Annotated in this window: 18 protein-coding genes; 11 read left to right on the plus strand and 7 right to left on the minus strand. The window is 40.6% G+C overall.

All coding sequences use genetic code 11. The features are described from left to right. From IEE86_RS15140 to IEE86_RS15150, 3 genes are all read right to left on the minus strand, one after another. Window positions 1-210: a YheE family protein gene (locus IEE86_RS15140; protein WP_191097963.1), complete on the minus strand. Its 210-nt coding sequence runs from the start codon at window positions 208-210 to the stop codon at window positions 1-3. A 154-nt stretch (window positions 211-364) separates the two neighbouring features. Beyond that, window positions 365-1,723, minus strand: coding sequence for a YheC/YheD family endospore coat-associated protein (locus IEE86_RS15145; protein ID WP_191097964.1), 1,359 nt, complete (start codon window positions 1,721-1,723; stop codon window positions 365-367). Then, window positions 1,680-2,783 (minus strand): YheC/YheD family protein, encoded by a 1,104-nt coding sequence (locus tag IEE86_RS15150; RefSeq protein WP_191097965.1) that lies wholly within the window; start codon window positions 2,781-2,783, stop codon window positions 1,680-1,682. The genes IEE86_RS15145 and IEE86_RS15150 overlap by 44 nt, the downstream gene beginning before the upstream one ends. 214 nt (window positions 2,784-2,997) lie before the next feature. Between IEE86_RS15150 and IEE86_RS15155 the strand changes: the two genes are divergently transcribed. The 5 genes from IEE86_RS15155 (at window position 2,998) to IEE86_RS15175 (ending at window position 8,886) form a co-directional block, all read left to right on the plus strand. Then, window positions 2,998-4,131, plus strand: coding sequence for a DUF445 domain-containing protein (locus IEE86_RS15155; RefSeq protein ID WP_191097966.1), 1,134 nt, complete (start codon window positions 2,998-3,000; stop codon window positions 4,129-4,131). Window positions 4,132-4,252: 121 nt separating this feature from the next. Further along, window positions 4,253-4,609 carry a YlbF/YmcA family competence regulator gene (locus tag IEE86_RS15160; RefSeq protein WP_008348927.1) on the plus strand — a complete coding sequence of 119 codons (357 nt, stop codon included), beginning with the start codon at window positions 4,253-4,255 and terminating at the stop codon, window positions 4,607-4,609. A gap of 447 nt (window positions 4,610-5,056) precedes the next feature. Next, complete coding sequence (locus IEE86_RS15165; RefSeq protein WP_191097967.1) at window positions 5,057-5,923, plus strand: Cof-type HAD-IIB family hydrolase; 867 nt, start codon at window positions 5,057-5,059, stop codon at window positions 5,921-5,923. Between the two features lie 113 nt (window positions 5,924-6,036). Beyond that, window positions 6,037-7,536, plus strand: a complete 1,500-nt coding sequence (locus IEE86_RS15170; RefSeq protein WP_191097968.1) for a coproporphyrinogen III oxidase — start codon at window positions 6,037-6,039, stop codon at window positions 7,534-7,536. A gap of 75 nt (window positions 7,537-7,611) precedes the next feature. Further along, on the plus strand, window positions 7,612-8,886 hold the full coding sequence (locus tag IEE86_RS15175; protein WP_191097969.1) for a lysine N(6)-hydroxylase/L-ornithine N(5)-oxygenase family protein: 1,275 nt from the start codon (window positions 7,612-7,614) through the stop codon (window positions 8,884-8,886). 37 nt (window positions 8,887-8,923) lie between these two features. Here IEE86_RS15175 and IEE86_RS15180 read toward each other — a convergent pair whose 3' ends face one another. Further along, window positions 8,924-10,147, minus strand: coding sequence for a cation:proton antiporter (locus IEE86_RS15180; protein ID WP_191097970.1), 1,224 nt, complete (start codon window positions 10,145-10,147; stop codon window positions 8,924-8,926). A gap of 3 nt (window positions 10,148-10,150) precedes the next feature. Next, window positions 10,151-10,648: a cation:proton antiporter regulatory subunit gene (locus IEE86_RS15185; RefSeq protein WP_048238384.1), complete on the minus strand. Its 498-nt coding sequence runs from the start codon at window positions 10,646-10,648 to the stop codon at window positions 10,151-10,153. A 573-nt stretch (window positions 10,649-11,221) separates the two neighbouring features. Here IEE86_RS15185 and IEE86_RS15190 point away from each other — a divergent pair. Further along, complete coding sequence (locus IEE86_RS15190; protein WP_191097971.1) at window positions 11,222-11,995, plus strand: enoyl-CoA hydratase; 774 nt, start codon at window positions 11,222-11,224, stop codon at window positions 11,993-11,995. 31 nt (window positions 11,996-12,026) lie between these two features. Here the strand turns inward: IEE86_RS15190 and IEE86_RS15195 are convergent, their stop codons facing one another. Continuing rightward, window positions 12,027-12,215, minus strand: coding sequence for a YhzD family protein (locus IEE86_RS15195; RefSeq protein ID WP_191097972.1), 189 nt, complete (start codon window positions 12,213-12,215; stop codon window positions 12,027-12,029). Window positions 12,216-12,387: 172 nt separating this feature from the next. On the opposite strand from IEE86_RS15195, the gene IEE86_RS15200 reads away from it, so the two are divergent. From IEE86_RS15200 to IEE86_RS15215, 4 genes are all read left to right on the plus strand, one after another. Then, window positions 12,388-13,602, plus strand: a complete 1,215-nt coding sequence (locus tag IEE86_RS15200; protein WP_191097973.1) for a metallophosphoesterase family protein — start codon at window positions 12,388-12,390, stop codon at window positions 13,600-13,602. Between the two features lie 16 nt (window positions 13,603-13,618). Continuing rightward, window positions 13,619-16,405 (plus strand): ATP-binding protein, encoded by a 2,787-nt coding sequence (locus IEE86_RS15205; RefSeq protein WP_191097974.1) that lies wholly within the window; start codon window positions 13,619-13,621, stop codon window positions 16,403-16,405. A 62-nt stretch (window positions 16,406-16,467) separates the two neighbouring features. Then, entirely contained in the window at window positions 16,468-17,415 is a 948-nt protein-coding gene (yhaM, locus tag IEE86_RS15210; protein WP_191097975.1) for a 3'-5' exoribonuclease YhaM, read from the plus strand. A 117-nt stretch (window positions 17,416-17,532) separates the two neighbouring features. Next, window positions 17,533-17,763, plus strand: a complete 231-nt coding sequence (locus tag IEE86_RS15215) for a sporulation YhaL family protein (RefSeq protein WP_191097976.1) — start codon at window positions 17,533-17,535, stop codon at window positions 17,761-17,763. A 55-nt stretch (window positions 17,764-17,818) separates the two neighbouring features. Here IEE86_RS15215 and IEE86_RS15220 read toward each other — a convergent pair whose 3' ends face one another. Next, window positions 17,819-18,697: a peptidylprolyl isomerase gene (locus IEE86_RS15220; protein WP_191097977.1), complete on the minus strand. Its 879-nt coding sequence runs from the start codon at window positions 18,695-18,697 to the stop codon at window positions 17,819-17,821. A 161-nt stretch (window positions 18,698-18,858) separates the two neighbouring features. On the opposite strand from IEE86_RS15220, the gene IEE86_RS15225 reads away from it, so the two are divergent. After that, window positions 18,859-18,945 (plus strand): YjcZ family sporulation protein, encoded by an 87-nt coding sequence (locus tag IEE86_RS15225; RefSeq protein ID WP_008361129.1) that lies wholly within the window; start codon window positions 18,859-18,861, stop codon window positions 18,943-18,945. The last annotated feature ends 71 nt before the right edge of the window (window positions 18,946-19,016 follow it).

The raw sequence follows: 19,016 nt of genomic DNA on the forward strand, positions 1-19,016 counted from the left end.
TTAATCATAGACATGGAATAGCATTAATTCGTGGATTTCTTCTTTTATGGTTGGTTCGACTTCATGAGGCGGAAGCTGAGAGCCCCACTCAATATCACCCGTTTTGTGGTAGATGCCTTCATAATGCGCACCATTGTGAAAAAAGGATATTTTCCAGCCTGGCAATTGTGCTTTTTTAAAGAGGGGTTTCCATTGAAAATGAGAGATCATATCATCATTGCCTCCTTGCTTTTATTGATGAAACAATAAATAAACACGACAATACGGAAACAACCTTGAACTTGGTTTTATTGTATCTCATCTGATGTAAAGAGCATAGGAAAAGCACAGATTTTAGAACATCTTCACACGAAACGAAAAACAATCAGTAGACGTTCGCATGGTCTGTATTCGTGAGAGCGACTTGTGAAAGATAAGATGCGTAATCCACGATTCTTTTACCAATCAGCCATTCCGAGTTTTTCAAGGACGCATGCTGGAAAACCTCACGACCGGGGCGAGAATTCGCTTCAAACATCCAGATCTCATCTGTGTGGTCAATGCCTAAGTCAAAACCGATCTCACCGATGTGGCCGGGCATTTTTTCATCTATTACCTCGCTAAGCGTGATGGCAGTATGAGAAAGCTTTTGTAAAATCTGCAAACGTCTTTTCTCTTCGGGAAAGACATCATAGAGTGTTTTGACCGATCCTCCATGTAACTGATGGGTCGTGATTGTGTGATTTCCTGAGACTTTTGCCGCTGTTGCCGTGACTGTCCAATGACCGTACTTATTTTTATTCGTATGAACTCTGAAATCTAGCGGTTGATGATCGATATGCAAAAGCTCAATGCCTTGTTGGGCAATAAAGTCATGAATGACGCAATCTTTTCGCAGCTGTTTGACGAAATGATCTACTGAATCATATGAAATAGACTTCCCTTTATTTGATCGTACAGTGATTCCGTTTTCCGCATTCTTTAACTGATAAATGCCGTCCCCGTGACTTCCGTTTGTCGGTTTTAAGTAAATAACATGATGCAGATGGAGAAGTGTTTCTATTTTACTTAGAGCGTCCACAGGATCTAATTGAATGGAATGTGGCAGAAAGGACCTTGTTCTTTTATCTGTTAATAATTTTTCATGTATATGCCATTTATTAAAAAAATAAGGGTTGAACCAAGGGATTTCGTAGTCTTGAGTGAGTTTCCGCTGTGTTTCTTGAATGAATGCTGACTGAGCAGATTTTCTATTTGGAAGACGGTCGTAAACAACTGATGGCAGGGGCACTTCTTTTTTAATCCATCTGTGCTCTTGATAGAGCAGTCCTTCTACTGTGCCTTTTTCCCAATCAATAGAATGAGTACCAAAAAGATATGCAAAGCCACTATGCTGCTTGAAAGATTGCAGCAGCTTGATGAAAAAATCTGTTCTTGCTCCTAATGGCTGCGTACTATGTTCAAAACCTGCGGTGAAAATGCCGATGAGTGGCCCTATAAAAAGTGTATGGTCAACGATGATCACATCAGCTGTTGATTGGTAAGGAATCAGTAAATCTCTGTAGAGGTCATTTGATAATAAAATTTTATTTGTATGCTGATGATAGGAAATGGTGAAGCCCTCTACTAACCGAGACCCTAAAGCAAGAGAATAGAATGCATCCTGCTGTTTATAATGGGCGGGAAGATGAATTGTTTTTTCACTTGTGAGATGAGGGACGATGATGCAGCGATTTCTGTTCATCAGAAACCTCCTTCGGTTGAGCTCTTATAGATTTCGCATGTTCAAGAATAAATCGGATCAATTGATCTTCCTTTTCAGGATATGCCTTTAAAAGAGCCGATCGTCCTGGCTTTGATCTGATATTTGATATGAAAAGTCTGCCTTCACTTGTATGAAGTAGGTCTATAGCAAGCTCAAAGCATGGAGAAAAGGTTTTATCTACATATGCTGGGAGAGCTGACTGAATGGATGTAATATCATCTAAAAGGAGCTCTTTGACTTGCGGCTGCAATGAATGTAAGTAGTGGTCAAAGCCTACCACATGATTGGAATTTTGTGTATTGTTTAAAAGGCTATTTTCCGCAGGTGACTTTGTGAGAATCCCCATGCTATTCCATTGATTTTGTGAATCTTTCATAAGAAAAATCCTTATTTCATCGAATGAAAAATCTTTTTGGTCACTCGTGTTAAAAAATTGAAGGAAATATCGACCTACAAACTTTTTGCACCAGCGTTCAACCTCTGAGGGGCGATAAAATGTGATGACCTGCTTGGGACCTAGCTGAACAGTGAATGTTTTATCTACTAAGGAAATGAAGTAAGTAGATGTTGCATGCTGTTGAGAGAGCGGCTGCATTTTACAATATCCACCCCTTCTTACCATGTTGAGAAGGTCCGAAGGCTCTTTCAATAATGAGCAGACCGGCAAATATGGCTGTAAAGAGGGGAGGAGGCGAAGCTGTTCGAATAGCACCATTTTATTTGGGATTCCAGTATTCAAAAATTCTGTTTTTGGATACTTTTTTAGCCATTCCATGATCGGTTTTGCTTTTTTAGATTGTGCGTCATGCTGGTAAAGACATCGATCGTAAATCAAGTCTGGAATTTGAAATTCTCCGGCTACAAACCCTTGGTCAGTCGTATATGTTTGACCTTGTATCAAATTCGAAGCAGGCTTTAAATCAAGTGGTGTGAAACGAACAACCTCTAAATCAAAAGAAGAAGCAGCTTTGGCGATTTGATGTGTGAATGCCTCTTCATGCTGCGGAGAAAGGGTCACAATACCTAATGTTGCCGTCATGATAAAACACCTTCTTTTCAAGTTCATTTTTTACCTTCAGAAAAATACGTTTTCATGATTTTACAGAAACCTTACGCTCCTTTATCATTACGACAGATTGCTTGATCATATGTCTCGCTGCATGCTTCATTTGCTTGGGATCTTGCTAACCACTATAATACGTATAGATCAAAACAATAAACATCGGGTATTGTTTGAAAGGTAGATGACGACTTTGAATATATTCACAACGTTTATCTTTATGATTGTTATAGGAGCAGTCATAGGAGCAGCGACAAACCATCTTGCAATTAAAATGCTTTTTCGTCCTTATAAGCCATATTATTTATTTGGTAAACAGCTCCCATTTACACCAGGGCTCATTCCTAAAAGAAGAGACGAGGTAGCCAAGCAGGTTGGTGTCATGGTAATGGAGCATTTGCTTACGCCAGAAGGTATTCAAAAACGATTTGAATCATCTGAGGCAAAGCAAGAGATAATGCATGCCGTTCATCGATATATTGACAAAGGCGCTGAAATGGAGATCACGGTGCTATCCTTACTAGAAAGCTTCGGCGCATCACAGGCTGACGTAAAAGCAGATAAATGGCTCCATCAGTGGTCTGATCAAAAGCTCGATTCACTTCTTGAAAAATACGATCAGCAGACTTTATCTGAATTGCTCCCAACTGAAGTGGAAAATAAAATCTCCACAAAAATTCCAGATGCAGCAGATTATATTTTAAAGAGGGGGATCCATTACTTTGAAAGTGAAGAAGGTAAAGCAAGACTTGGCAATATGATTGATGATTTCTTAAAGGAACGAGGAATGCTTGGCAGTATGGTCCAAATGTTTCTTGGGAATACGAGCTTAATTGACCGTGTACATCCTGAAATCATCAAGTTTTTAAGAAATGCAGAAACCAAAAGGTTTTTGTCAGATTTGCTTGTTCAGGAATGGGACAAGGTAAAGCAGTTTTCACTTCATGAGCTTGATGAAAAATGGAATGTGAAAGAGCTTGTATTTAGTGTGAAAAGACAATTACTTTCCCATTTTTCTACAAAACTGATCTTAGACAGACCAGTTGGGGTTTATGTCAGTGCTGTAGCGGATGATCTCAAAACACAAATTGCGCCGGTATTGATTAATAAGGGAATCGAAGCGGCATCGAATGCTTTAGAGGGTCTGCTTGCCAAGCTTCAATTTGAAGAAATTATTCGTGAGCAAATTGAACTTTTCCCACTTGAAAAAATGGAGGAGCTTGTGGTCAGCATCTCTAATAAAGAGTTAAAGATGATCACCTTCCTAGGCGGCCTTTTAGGCGGAATGATTGGCGCGATCCAAGCTATTTTTGTCACGATATTTTAAGATCAGCTAGAGAAATTTTGATGAATTCATTGTATATATGTGAAACGAAAGCCATAGTTTGTTATAGTGGAGTGGTGTCCGCCGATCATATCGGTGATAACGGATAGAAAGGAGACATAACATGTCTGTAAATCTTTATGATGTTGCATATGACCTTGAAAAAGCACTGCGTCATAGCGAAGAATATTCAGCGTTAAGAAATCTTTATGATGAGGTAAACGGGGATGAGTCCTCTAAAAGAATGTTTGAGAACTTCCGTGACATTCAAGTAAACCTTCAACAAAAACAAATGACTGGTCAAGAGATTACACAAGAAGAAGTAGAGCAAGCGCAAAAAACGGTTGCACTTGTGCAGCAGCACGATAAAATCTCTCAGTTGATGGAAGCAGAGCAACGCGTGAGTGTTCTCATCGGCGAATTAAATAAAATTATCATGAAGCCTCTTGAAGAGCTTTATGGAAATACAGAAGAAAATTAATGGAAAGGGCGATAAAATTCGCCCTTTTTTTATTTCACATTTCCCCCGCATATCTTTTAAAAAAAGGTTGTCGAAGCTCATAAATTCTGCGATAATACTTATTGAAAGTGCTTTCAAAAGAGCACTCTCAAGGACAATTGGGTGCGTTTCACTTGGGATTTACGGCGGTGAGCCAAACGAGAGAGAAGCGCTTCTGGGAGAAACGCAAAGCATAAGGGGATCTGATATAAGCAATGCTTTGATGTGTGAAAGATAAGGGGATTATGGGGAGCTTCATCACTCCATTGTTACGCATCCAAACCATACATAAAAAAAAGCCTAGGGGTAGGCTTTTTTTATTTACCGTTGATTCATAAAGCAGGGATTGCAATCAACTGCATGTTCTAAAGCATCAAGCTAGGGCATATCCTCATCTTAAGTACAGTCATCAAGAAGGGGGATGCCTCAGTGTCAAAAAAACTACTTGCACTCAATATAGATGGAACATTACTTCGTTCCAATGGAAAAATCCATTCCGCTACAAAAGAAGCTGTGGAATATGTGAAGAAAAAAGGGGTTTACGTGACGGTTGTCACCAATCGGCATTTTCGGGCAGCTCAAAAAATTGCCAAGGCGTTGAAGATTCCAAATTCAACCCTTGTGACGCATAGTGGTGCTTTTATTGCTGATAAACTCGATGAGCCGCTTCATGTGAAGAAATTAACGGAAGAAAAAACATTCAATCTTGTGCAAATTCTTGAAAGTTTTGACTGTAATGTCCGCTTGTTGCATGAAAAATTCTCGATTGGCAATCGGAAAAAAACACAGTCTCAACTGATGGGAAAGACGTTGATTCATCCGTCTGATCCGATTTTTTATCCCGTTCAATTTGTAGAATCATTAAGTGATATGCTGATGGATGAACCGGTCAGCACACCAGTGATTGAAGTATATTCGACTGCAGAGCTTCAGCCTGAGATTCACAAGACCATTCAACAAGCATTCCCATCTGTCGATCTCATTAAGATCAGTGATGAGAAAATGAATATCGTATGCAAAGGGGTTTCTAAAGAAGCAGGACTTTCTCTTTTAACCTCGGCGCTAGGTTTTACTTTAGAGGATACGGTTGTCATCGGCCATGGACCAGATGACATCCCAATGCTGGAGTTAGCTGGCTTAGGCGTCGCTATGGGAAATGCACCTCATTCGGTCAAGCGTAAAGCCGATTGGGTGACGCGATCTAACGATGAACAGGGCGTCGCTTATATGATTAAAGAATACTTTAGAATGCAGCAAAGGGAAGGCTTTTTGCATCAATTCGATATTAAACGATAATATAGTGAAGGCCCTGTCCATCAAGAAATGGCAGGGTCTTCATCTGTTCCTTTCATTGCTTTTCCTAGATGAATTTTGTAAAATGAAACAAGTTTGAAGATAAAGGTGATACGATGCGAATTTTAATTAAAGGGCTATCAGATGAACGATTTCATCGCCCGCTTGTCAATATAGCAAACTTATTTGAAGAAGATAGTGAAGTGCTGTTTGATCCGGGTGAACGGGATGACGGTCTAGTGATGGTGTTTAGTTGGAAAGAAGAACGTGGAATGGTTGAAGCATCTGGCCACATCGCTGGTTCACACATCAACAGTCGTTTTACAAGAGATGTGCCAGAGGGCTTGAACGATAAGGAGCGCTGGAAGCAAATCAAAAACACAGTGCTGTCTGTTTATTTACACCTGCTTCAGGAGCATACAGGGATGACGCAAAAATGGGGGATTCTCACAGGGATACGCCCTACGAAATTACTTCATAAGATGCTAAGAGAAGGTATGACAAAGGAAGAAGCACATGCGGCGTTAAAGCGTGATTACTTGATTCATGAAGAAAAAATTGATTTGATGCAGGAGATTGTTGATCGCCAGCTTCAAGCAATTCCAGATCTGTATGACCTTCAGCAGGAAGTGAGTATTTATATAGGTATTCCTTTTTGCCCAACAAAATGTGCTTATTGCACGTTCCCTGCTTATGCCATTAAAGGACAAGCTAAAAGAGTGGGAACGTTTCTGTTTGGTCTGCATTATGAGATGCAAAAAATGGGTGCATGGTTAAAGGAACACGGGATCAAAGTGACGACCGTTTATTTTGGCGGAGGCACACCAACGAGTATCACAGCGGAAGAAATGGATTTGCTGTATGAAGAAATGTATCGCTCGTTCCCTGATGTGAAACATATTCGAGAGATTACGGTTGAAGCTGGACGTCCTGATACGATTTCGCCTGATAAGCTTGAGGTGCTAAATCGCTACAATATTGACCGGATTAGCATCAACCCGCAATCGTATGAGAATGAGACACTGAAAGCCATTGGCCGGCATCATAGTGTGGAAGAAACGATTGAAAAGTATCATTTATCAAGACAGTACGGCATGAATAATATTAACATGGACTTAATCATTGGTTTACCGGGTGAAGGACTAAAGGAATTTCAGCACTCCTTACAGAAGACGGAAGAGCTTAGACCAGAATCTTTAACCGTGCACACACTCTCCTTTAAAAGAGCGTCTGAGATGACGCGCAATAAAGAGAAATATCAAGTGGCAGACCGTGAAGAAATCATACGTATGATGGATGAAGCGGTCGCTTGGACGAAAAAACATGAATATCATCCATATTATTTATATAGACAAAAAAACATCTTAGGTAATCTTGAAAATGTCGGATATTCATTAGATGGACAGGAAAGTTTGTATAATATCATGATTATGGAAGAGGTCCAGACGATCATTGGCATTGGATGCGGCGCAGCCAGTAAATTCATTGATCCGCGAACAGGCAAAATAACGCAGTATGCCAATCCGAAAGATCCAAAATCGTATAATGATCGCTATGAGCACTATACGGAAGAAAAAATTCAATTCCTTGAATCATTATTTGTTTCTCATGTGTAAACACTGTGGTGACGCAGTGTTTTTTTCATTTATAAAAGGGTATATAGGTGATAAAAAGTTAAAGCAGGTGTACATATGATTGATGTGATCGGAATTGGGATTGGTCCCGCGAATTTAGGATTGGCCGCTTTATTAGAGGAGTATGAAGACGTCACATGCTGTTTTTTTGAACAGGAGGATGAGTTTGCTTGGCATCCTGGTATGCTGATCAAAGGAACGGATTTGCAAGTTTCCTTTCTAGCAGACCTTGTGACGATGGCGAATCCAAGAAGTAGGTATACATTTTTGAATTATTTACATGAATCAAACAGGCTTCACCGATTTTATACATTTGAACAATTTGATATACCTCGGAGAGAATTTAATGAGTATTTGTCATGGGTCGCAAATGAATTAGATAGTTGTCAGTTTGGAATGAAAGTAGAAGAAGTGACGGACTGTCAAGGTGGTTATCTTGTGAAAGTTCGGCGAATGAAAGACGGTTCGCTTTCTGAATATCGTGCAAAACATGTCGTACTTGGAACTGGAAGTAAGCCAATGATTCCTGTTGATGTGCCAGAAGCTGCATGGCCTTATGTGACCCATAGCAGCCGTTATTTAGATCAGCAGAAAGAACTTCACGAAGCTGAGTCGGTGACGGTAATCGGCTCCGGACAGAGTGCAGCCGAAATTTTCTTAGATCTCCTTCAGCATCAAAAGAAAGGACAGCAGCTTTCATGGTTTACGCGATCTAGTGAATTTAGAGAGCTGGAGACAGCAGAGCTTGGTCAGGAGCTATTTACGCCAAAGTATGTGGAATATTTTCATTCGCTTCCTTACGAAGAACGTATGAACACATTGCCTAGACTGACTGGATTAAGAAATGGCATAGATGCATCGACGCTCTCTCGCATTTATCAGGAATTGTACCATCGCTCTGTGTCAGGAGAAGAGCCATCTGTTGTTATTCAGCCGATGACCGAGCTTGAAGCGATTCATATGGAGAAGCATCAGCCTTTGGAGCTGCACCTTAGGCAGTGGCAGCTGAAGAAAGAAAAGAACATAACAGCAGATCATGTGGTATTGGCTACAGGATACACGCCGAATATTCCGGCATGGTTTAGCGCGTATGAACCTTTCATTGAATGGGAAAGTGATGAACATTTTAAAGTGACAGAAGATTTCAGGCTTGTGTTCAAAGACGAGCGCCCACATCATTTCTTTACATTCACGCACCTAGATCACTCTCACGGAACAGCGGCGACCAATTTAAAACTATCCATCTACCGAAACCAGAAAGTAATTCAAACCATTCGCGGGGTTAAAGAAGCGCCAGTGAAGCAAGAAACAGCATTTCAGCAATTTGAATAAGAAATGAAAAAGGGCCCCAGCATAGGGCCCTTTGCAATTAAACAGTTGTTTCTTTTTTCACTTTTGGTTTTTCTGTTTTCCATTTGAAGATTTTGTTTAGGATTTGATAGATTCGCTTAGATTCTTTCGTCACAAGGGGTCCTAGAATGGCAAGGATGAGGACGTACAGTGCAGCGAACGGCTTCAATGTAGCGGCAAGACCGCCTGCAATGCCAAGCTCGGCTACGATGATTGAAAATTCTCCTCTTGAGACGATGGTTAATCCAATATTAGAAGAGGCTTTATGAGAAAAGCCAGCTCTCCTTCCGGCAAACATCCCGGCAGTGAAGTTCCCAATTAAGGTGAGGATTACAGCGCCGATTGCAAGCCAAAAGGCATCCCCTAATGTAAATGGATCAATACTTAGACCGAAGCTGAAGAAGAACATCGCCCCAAAGAAATCTCTAAATGGAACAACGAGATGTTCGATGCGGTCTGAATGCTCTGTTTCTGAGAAAACGAGGCCAAGTAAGAGAGCGCCAATTGCTTCTGCTACATGGATCGTCTCTGAGAAACCAGCAACGAAGAACAAAGCGGCAAAAATCACAATGATGAACACTTCGTTCGAACGGATATCGAACAGCTTATTTAATAGTTTTGGCAGCCTACGCGCGATGATAAAGAAAAGCATCATATAACCAAAAGCGATTAAAATAGATAATAAGGCACCGCCAACGGATGTGGCATCTCCAAGGACAAGACCTGATACGACGGATAAATAAACGGCGAGGAAAATATCCTCGAACATAATAATCCCAAGAATTAACTCTGTTTCAGGGTTCGCTGTCCGTTTCAAATCGACAAGGACTTTGGCTACAATAGCGCTGGATGAAATGGTAATAACACCTGCCATAATGAGAACCTCAAGGAATCCAAATCCTGTGATAAAACCGTAAAGCAGTCCTAAGCTAAAGTTAATCAAAATATAAATAGATCCGCCGACTGCAATGGATTTACCCGATTTAATGAGTTTTCCGACAGAGAACTCAAGTCCAAGGTAGAAAAGGAGGAACAAGACACCCATTCGACCAAAAAACGAAATAATTTCGGTGCTTTCGATAAATTTCAAATCAATGATCCCGATGGTTGGAGCATGCGGCCCAACAATCATTCCAAGGACAATGAGAAAAGGGATGATAGAGAATTTAATTTTATTGGCGATTAAGCTGGCGATGGCAATGAGAATGAGCGCCGTCCCAACTTCAAAGACTAAATGATCCATTCATCACTCTCCCCCTCTAGAAAGAAAATCACGTATCAATCGCTTCAAGTGTTTTCTTTCGCCCGAAATGACCATCGTATCATTTGCTTGAATAATCGAATCGGCACCAGGGTTGAGTAATTTTTCATTTGTATGTTTAATGATCGCAATCACGGTGACTTCATAATTTTGTCTCACATCTAAATCACCGAGTGTATGTCCAACCGCTTTTGCACCTTTTTCCACCTTAAACCATTCAATGATCAAGTCATTGAAGGCCATTTCAATGGTTTCAAGTGCCTGAGGTTTATACACCATACCGCCGATAATAGCAGCGATTTGCCGGGATTCAGCATCATCGAGAGAAATCGTGGACAGAACTTCATCTGGATCATCATCGTCAAAGCGATAAATCTCCCGTCTGCCATCATCATGAATCACAATCGTCATCTTTTCTCTATTTCTCGTTTCAATTTCAAATTTCTTTCCGATCCCAGGAAGATCATTTTCTTTAATATTCATTTTATCCCTCCGAATATGATAGGTTGTGTTTTTTCATATAGTGAATATGGATGAAATAAAATGAATCAGTAGAGGTAATTTGATTGACACATAATGGGGATCGCACACTTCATTTCCAAAAAACATAGATCAATGGATAACGCAGCTAATGGAGCAAGCTTTGAAAGAAAAGCTTTTGAATCAACCATTGATATTCTGTCCTTTAACAAAATAGAGGAGGCATGTTTTTTTGAAAATGGAGGTATCTTCACGGCGTTTATTTCTTCATCATAGATAGATGGAGAAATAAGGCTGGGTGTGCTCGCTTCTGCCTGTGAAGCAAAAACGACATTTGAAAAGGGAGAAAACATGACGATGAAGCTAACCAATATGAGCATGGAACACCTTATCAAAAATCCTCCCCCTTTCAAAATGTTTTTCTTTCTTATTTTACTATATAAAAATATATTTCTTGTTTCAACAATTATGCTTATTTTAGTATCAATTGATCTTGAAAATTTTCATTCAGAGGAAAAGGAATTATTCGGGCGGAAAGGGAAGTAAGTCATGAGCTTTAAATGAAAAGGGGGATGGATGATGACATATATCAATTGTCAGTTAGACGGGGATGTTTTTGAAATCGTTTTCAATAGGCCAGAAGCTTATAATTCATTTCATGTGGACATGTTTGCTGAATTCAAAGAGGCGTGTGATACCGCGGGGGAAAGCGATGCAAAAATCGTTGTGATCAAGGGAATGGGAAAAGGGTTTTCAGCAGGCGGAGATATTGGAATGATGCTTAAGCAGGAAGGGGAAGAAGAGTTCCATCGTGTGATGGATTTAATCGAGGGAATTACACTTTCTCTAGCCAGTATGAAAAAAGTGACGATTGCCCTTGTCCACGGATCAGCAGCAGGCCTTGCTTTTAGCTTTGCTTTAAGCTGTGACTATTTATTTATGCATCAGGATGCAAAACTCGCTATGAATTTTAATGGAATAGGGTTAATTCCAGATGGCGGAGGGCATTTTTTCCTCACAAAAAGAGTCAGTGAACAAACTGCCAAACAATTGATTTGGAGCGGACAAAAGCTGCCGGCTGAAGAAGCGCTAAAGCTACGCCTCGCAGATGGTGTATTTCAAGATGAGGTCGATACGTATCAAAAAGTGTGTGTGAAGCCGTTTATCAACATGCCGCTTCAAGCATTTATTGAAACAAAGATGATCTATTTCCAGCAGTCAGAACCTCAGCTGCTAGCAGTTCTTCAAAAGGAGAGGGCAGCACAGGCAAGACTGAGGAAAAGTCATGATCATAAGGAAGGCATTCAGGCATTTTTAGAAAAAAGACGTCCTGTGTTTCAGCAAGTATAAGCGAATGTGAGGCCGGCTAGCGCCGGCTTTTTTAACGTTCAAATAAAAGGAGATTGCCTGCATCATCCACAAGCCGATGAGAGTGCTTTGTGTATTGTTGTTCGGTTAAGCGGTGACGCCCTAATTCCTTCGCCTTTTCATCACTATCTGCTGTGATTTTTTCATTTAATAAGGTCTCACCTGACCGGTCAAAGACGGTTAAAAAGTATACCTTCTCCATTTCTCATCTTCCTTTCCTCTGTTTTTTAATGTAATTAAACAAAGGATAAGACAAAACCTCTTTTTTAGTCCTTAAAAATGTGTTTTTTAGAATGAGAGCGATAGAACGTGCATTCGTAAAAATGACGTGATAAAATATGGACAATAACAGTATCGGACAAGGAGATAGACGTTTGACAAAGCTGACCTTTATTCATGCCGCAGATCTTCATTTAGACAGTCCATTTGCGGGAATGTCAAATTTACCAAGCCAAATATTTAAGCGGCTTAAAGAAAGCACATTTCAAAGTGCCAAGAACATGTTTGATCTTGCCATTGATCGAGCAGTAGACTTTGTGCTGCTGAGCGGAGATTTATTTGATGAATCAAATCGTAGCCTGAAAGCACAGCTTTTTTTAAGAAATCAGTTTCTAAAGCTGCAAACACACGGGATTGAAGTCTTTATGATTTACGGTAATCATGATCATTTAAGCGGTGAATGGACACCGATTGAGTGGCCAGAGAATGTGCACGTTTTTTCAAGCAGTACGCCAAGTGAGCAATCCTATTATAGAGGGGAGCAGTTTGTCGCAAGTATTTATGGATTTAGCTACAAAGAGCGGGCTGTCTATGAAAATATGACAGCTCATTATGTCAAAACGACAGATGCAGCCTATCACATTGCGATGCTTCACGGTACATTAGCCGGACAAGAAGGTCATGATGCGTATGCGCCATTTCAGCTTCAGCAGCTCCTTTCGCGAGATTTTGATTATTGGGCGCTCGGGCATATACATAAGAGAGCCCTTCTCCATGAAGCCCCATTTATTATTTACCCTGGCAACTTGCAGGGCAGACATATAAAAGAAACGGGAGAGAAAGGCTGTTACTTTGTTCACCTCTCCGGAGATTTTGAGACAGCGGAGTTTATTGGCTGTGCAGATGTCATTTTTGAGACATTGGCAATAGACATCACAGAAACGCTGCATATGACAGACCTTGTGACACTTGTAGAAAGAAAGATGAGTGAACTGAAAGGTCAGGGAGTTCCTCATTTTGTGAAAATTGAATTGACTGGTGACGCCCCTGCTTACTTTGAGGGCACGCAGCTTGAGGTGCTCGAGGAGCTGATGGCTGTCCTTCATGAGCAAGAAGAAGATGAAGATGTGTTCGTTTGGGTGACGTCGATTGACTGCCGCACAAACGAGGGTGTCGTCTATCCAGAAGATTCTTTTTTGAAGGAATTAACATCAGAAATTGCACAGTTTGAGGCATATGAAGAGCTGCTATCACCGATCAAGCGTCACCCCACCTATAGGAAGTCAGGGAAAACTTTCACAAAAGAGGATGAAATGGATATAAAAGAAGAAGCTCAAAGACTGCTGACAGAACAGCTGAAGCAATTATGAGAAAAGGAGAGGCAAAATGAAAATACGTTCACTCCATATAGCCAATTTCGGAAAGTTTTCAAATCGAACCTTTCACTTTTCTGATGACGGTTTTCAGCTAGTTTATGGCCTGAATGAATCGGGGAAAACGACATTAAAGGCGTTTATCGAATCGATGTTATTTGGTTTTTCGAAAAACAAGGTGTACAAGCCGAAACAGGGATCTTTTTATGGCGGCTCCCTCACTTGTGTAGATGAGGAGCTAGGCGTCATTCACATTGAAAGAACGTCTGATCGAGGCGGTCAAGCACAGGTGGCTTTACCGAATGGTGATGTGAAAGACGAAGCTTTTTTACGCACCATTTTAAAGGGAACGGACCGCAGATTATTCCAATCGATTTATTCATTTGATGTGTTTGGACTGCAAAATGTCCAAGCCTTAAACCAAGATCAAATCGGCGAATTTCTACTTTTCTCAAGTTTATTTGGCTCAGATGCGGCCTCAAAGATGGATAGCAGACTGCTAAAGCAGCAGGAGCAGCTATTTAAACCAAATGGACGCAAGCCAGAGCTAAACCAGCAGCTTGATCGTTTAAAAGAGCTGACAGGCCAGCTGAAACAAGCCAAATTGGTAGAAGGCCGTTATGCCGAAAAAAAACGGGAGCATTCTGAATTAACGGAGAGTATAGAGCAGCTTCAACATGAAATGAAACTTCTAGAAGAAAATATTCAACAGCTAACAGAACACATTCGCCTGTACCCCATGATAGAGAGCAAGGTGGAGCTAAAAATGGAATTGGCGCATTATCCAGAACGAGTCAAACGGTTTAAACAAGAAACCGTGCACGAACTTGATAAACTAGAATCACACCTTCACCCAAAACAGGCGCAATTGACGGCACTGAAGCAGAAATTAGATCACTTGCAAACCTCGCTGGCACAAGTTCAACCACTTTATAAAAATGACATGTTCATAGAGATGAAGCGTATCGTGGACGAATCAACTAAGGCTGAGCTTGTGATGAAACGCTTAGCGGAAGGTCAAGCAGAGCGTGATTCCTTGAAACAAAAGATAGAAGAAGCGACAGCGAAGCTGAGATGGCAGCGCCCAATGAAGCTGGATCAAATTGATGACTCACTTGATTTTGAGTGGAAATTAAAGGAGGCTGTCAGCCAATACGTTCGTCTCATGGAAAGAAAAGCGCAGCTCGATGATCGATTTGATCATGCAAGACATGAGCTAGAAGAAGCGGAAGCCGCTCTAAAAGGATTAAAGGAACAGCAGGCTAAGGAGCATGGCGCAGAGGAAGCCAGAGGAACAAGAACGAAAGAGAAGCAGGTTCATTCCCAGGCGTGGTTATTCCCTGCCATATTTATGTTTGATGCTGTGATCTTACTCGTATTATTCTTTTTAGCAGAGTGGTGGGTGACAGTACTCTTTGCAGGTTTTTCTGTTTTTGTCTTCATTGCCATTTATCCATTCATTCAACATTCTCAAATGAAGCAAGGAAATAGCGGAGAGACTGCTGATTCCTTTCAGATTCAAGCAGCTTCAGCTGAAACGCTTCTGAGGCAAAAGGAGCTTCTGTATGAAAGAATCATTCGGCAATATGAAGATTGGGAGCTAGAGCTAGAACCGGTCCAACAGCAAGTAGAGGAAATGAAAAGACAGCTGGGCTTATCCTCAGAGCTTTCTTTCCTCGTAGAAGCCTTCCATATTCTGAAACAATTAAAAACGAATACAGCGGCGTATGAGGAGCTTACCCGGGAAATAGGTGTGCTTGAAGGCCAGCAATCAATTTACGAGCGTAGAGTATTCGCGTTAAGCAACTTACTTCAAAGAAATGAAGGAACCATTCAAGAGAACATCTCTGCCTTTCAAGAGATATTGAAAGAGGAGGCTACAAGGGAACAAGAACGTCAGGCATTGAATGTATCTATTCAACATGTGGAGCAGCAGCTGACAACACTTGAAGGGGAAATTCAATATTACGAAAAACAAATTGGTCAGCTTTTTCGTCAAGTAGAAGCTGAGTCAAAAGAAGATTACCACGTTCTTTCTCATTTATCTAAAGAATACCGGGAGAGGCTGTACAAATTGCAGCAGCTGAACCAAGAGCTAAGCAGAAGCGGCAGTGTTCATAAGGAAGAGGGGCTTGTTCGGAAAGGATTACGCCTCCTTGAGGAGGAATGCGAAGAAGCGAAGAAGCATCTACAGGATAATCAACTGAACTTGAGGAAGATGGAAAAACGTTTAGCAGAACTATCAGTGGACATCCGTCAAATAGAAGCCTCAGGTACAGTGTCTGATTTGACTCATCAGCTTTCGATAGAGCAGGAGCATGCAAAGCGCCTTGCGAAAAAGTGGGCGGCAATTCAGCTTGTTCGCTCCGTTATTCGAGAAAAATTAAATGAACATAAAGAAACAAGGCTGCCAGCTCTCCTTCAAACTGCTTCGCGTTTTATTCAGCCATTAACCAATGATCGATATGAAGCCATTTTATTTTCATCGGAAGATGACCGGCTCATTGTAAAAAGGATGGATGGACGAATATTTCGCCCAGAGGAGCTTTCGCAGGCAACATGTGAACAAATCTATCTCGCGATTCGATTTGCGCTTGCATTGTCTCATCAGCAAGAATGTCAGCTTCCGTTTATGATGGATGACAGCTTTGTTCATTTTGATCATGTCCGTCTAGGAAGAGTGCTGGAGATGATGAATGAAATGACTCGTTTTGAGACGCAGCTGTTTTATTTCACCTGTCATCATCATATGAAGCAAGCAGCAGAAGATCGTCAGATTACGAGTTTAGCAGTTGAGTGATTGACAAATAATGACTTATGTTATACTTATATGAGCAGAAATATGGAAGGAGCTTTTATTGAATGGCTAAAGGGATCATGACCTATGATGTCGGCGAACAAGTTGACCTGCATTTATTAATTAAATCATCTACTAAAGGTATTGCGAGTAATGGCAAACCATTTTTAACATTAATTCTTCAAGATCAAAGTGGGGATATTGAGGCGAAGCTATGGGATGCAAAGCAGAATGATGAACTCACCTATGCTGCGCAAACCATCGTGAAGGTAGTAGGTGACATTCATCATTACCGCGGGAGGAATCAGCTGAAGCTTAGGAATATACGCCCTGTTGCTGAAAACGAGCAAATTCGAATTGATGATTTTCTCGAAACAGCTCCTATTCCAAAACACGATATGATGGATACGATCATGCAATATATCTTTGATATGAAAAACCCTAATATTCAGCGTGTCACAAGGCATTTGCTGAAGAAATACGGACAGGAATTTGCCGATTATCCAGCAGCGACAAAAAATCATCATGAATTTGTCTCTGGTCTCGCTTATCACGTTGTGTCCATGCTGCATTTAGGTAAATCAATTGTTGACCTATACCCATCACTCGATCGAGATCTTTTATATTCTGGCATCATTCTTCATGATTTAGGGAAGGTAAAAGAGCTTTCAGGTCCAGTCTCAACCACCTATACGGTGGAAGGGAACTTAATTGGACATATTTCCATTATGGTGACAGAAATTGCGAAAGCTGCAGAAGAGCTTGGCATTGATTCAGAAGAAATACTGATTCTACAGCACTTAGTACTAAGTCATCACGGAAAAGGAGAGTGGGGTAGCCCTAAACCACCAATGGTGAAGGAAGCCGAAATTCTCCACTATATTGATAATTTAGACGCGAAGATGAACATGATGGATCGTGCGCTTGAGCATGTGAAGCCAGGAGAATATACAGAACGTATTTTTGCACTAGAGAATCGTTCGTTTTATAAACCAACCTTTCATGATAAATAACCAATGTTAAAACGTCCGTTTCATGCGGGCGTTTTTTTCATAACTTGTCTTCTTTTCGCATAAGCATATAACACAAAGGAAGAGAGGCATGTTCTGAAAAAAGGAGGCGATGAAAAAATGTTGTTTTTTCCATGGTGGGTGTATGCATGCATCATTGGTATTATTTTCTGTGCATATAAATTAATGACGACAGCCAAAGAGGAGCAAGAGATTGATCAATCCTTTATTGAAAAGGAAGGAGAAATCTTTATTGAGCGAATGGAACAGGAAAGAGAGCGCAGACGTCACGATCAGCAAATGAAAAGATCTCAGGAAACAGCGAAACAGGAGGATCATTCGATTGCTTAAATATCTCTTCATACAAAAACCCCCTCTGCACGTTCAGCAGAGGGGGTTTTTGTGATTATTGGTTTTGGTTTTGATTCGTTGTGGTTTGCTCAGATTTTTCTTTGAACGTGTTTTCAAGCTCTTTGTCTTTTACTTTTACATCAGCGTCTTTTACTAATTTATTTAAGATCGTTTGGATTTCATTTGTGTCTGCTTGTTTTTGATCAAGTAGTTCTTTTTTCAAGTCCGCTTTCATGTCATCGTATTTACCGCGTTCTTCGGTCTTTTTGATGATATGGTAGCCGAATTGTGATTTCACTGGTTTGCTGATTTCATTTACTTTTAGTTTGAATGCAGCTTTGCTGAAGTTCTCGTCCATTTGGCCTTTTTTTGCGAACCAGCCTACATCGCCGCCTTGTGCTGCTGAAGCCGTGTCAGTTGAATATTCAGACACAAGGGCATCCCATTTTTCACCTTTATCTAATTTCTTTTCCACTTCTTCAGCCGTTTTCTTATCAGCGACTAAAATGTGGCTTGCGCGGATTTTCCCTTTGAGGTCATCGTAATACGCTTTTACTTCTTTATCAGTGATTTTGATGTTAGCTTTGGCAGCCTTTTGAGTCAGCAGCTCATATTTCACTTGATCTTTAATGTAATCTTTTCCGAATTCATCTTGAAGCTGTTTTAAACGATCTTCACCAAGTGTCTTTTTATATTCTTCCATTTTCTTATCAATTTCTTTATCTGATACTTTGTATTTGTCAGCAAGGACCTTTTGTTGAACAAGTAGGTTTAAAGCATCTCCACCTGCTTGTTTCTTAAGAGTTGTATAAAGCTCATCTTTTGTGACATCCCCTGATTTTGTTGTTGCAATTACTTCTTTATCACCGCTACTGCATGCGCCAAGAGTTAAAACACTTACTGCTGTTACAGCTGCTAAAGCCATTTTTTTCATTCAAAAAACACTCCTAATCTTTCCAATTTATTTATCATTGCTTGTATCATAACATATTGTGACATGCTGTAAAAAGAATTGCAAATGGGAGGGCATTTGTCTAGTCAAAAATTTGCGCGCTACATACACATATATTGATCACAAAAAGGAGGCTGAATTATATGGGAGCAGGATATTCTAATGGGTTTGCTTTATTGGTCGTGCTATTCATTTTGCTGATCATCGTTGGTGCAGCATACCTTTACTAATTAAATCGCTGTGACAGAAAAGAGCCGTCCTGCCATGCGTGCAGGCGGTTCTTTTTTCAAACGATGACAGG

The sequence above is a fragment of the Bacillus crepusculi genome (genome assembly GCF_014764715.1).
Taxonomy (GTDB): domain Bacteria; phylum Bacillota; class Bacilli; order Bacillales; family Bacillaceae; genus Bacillus.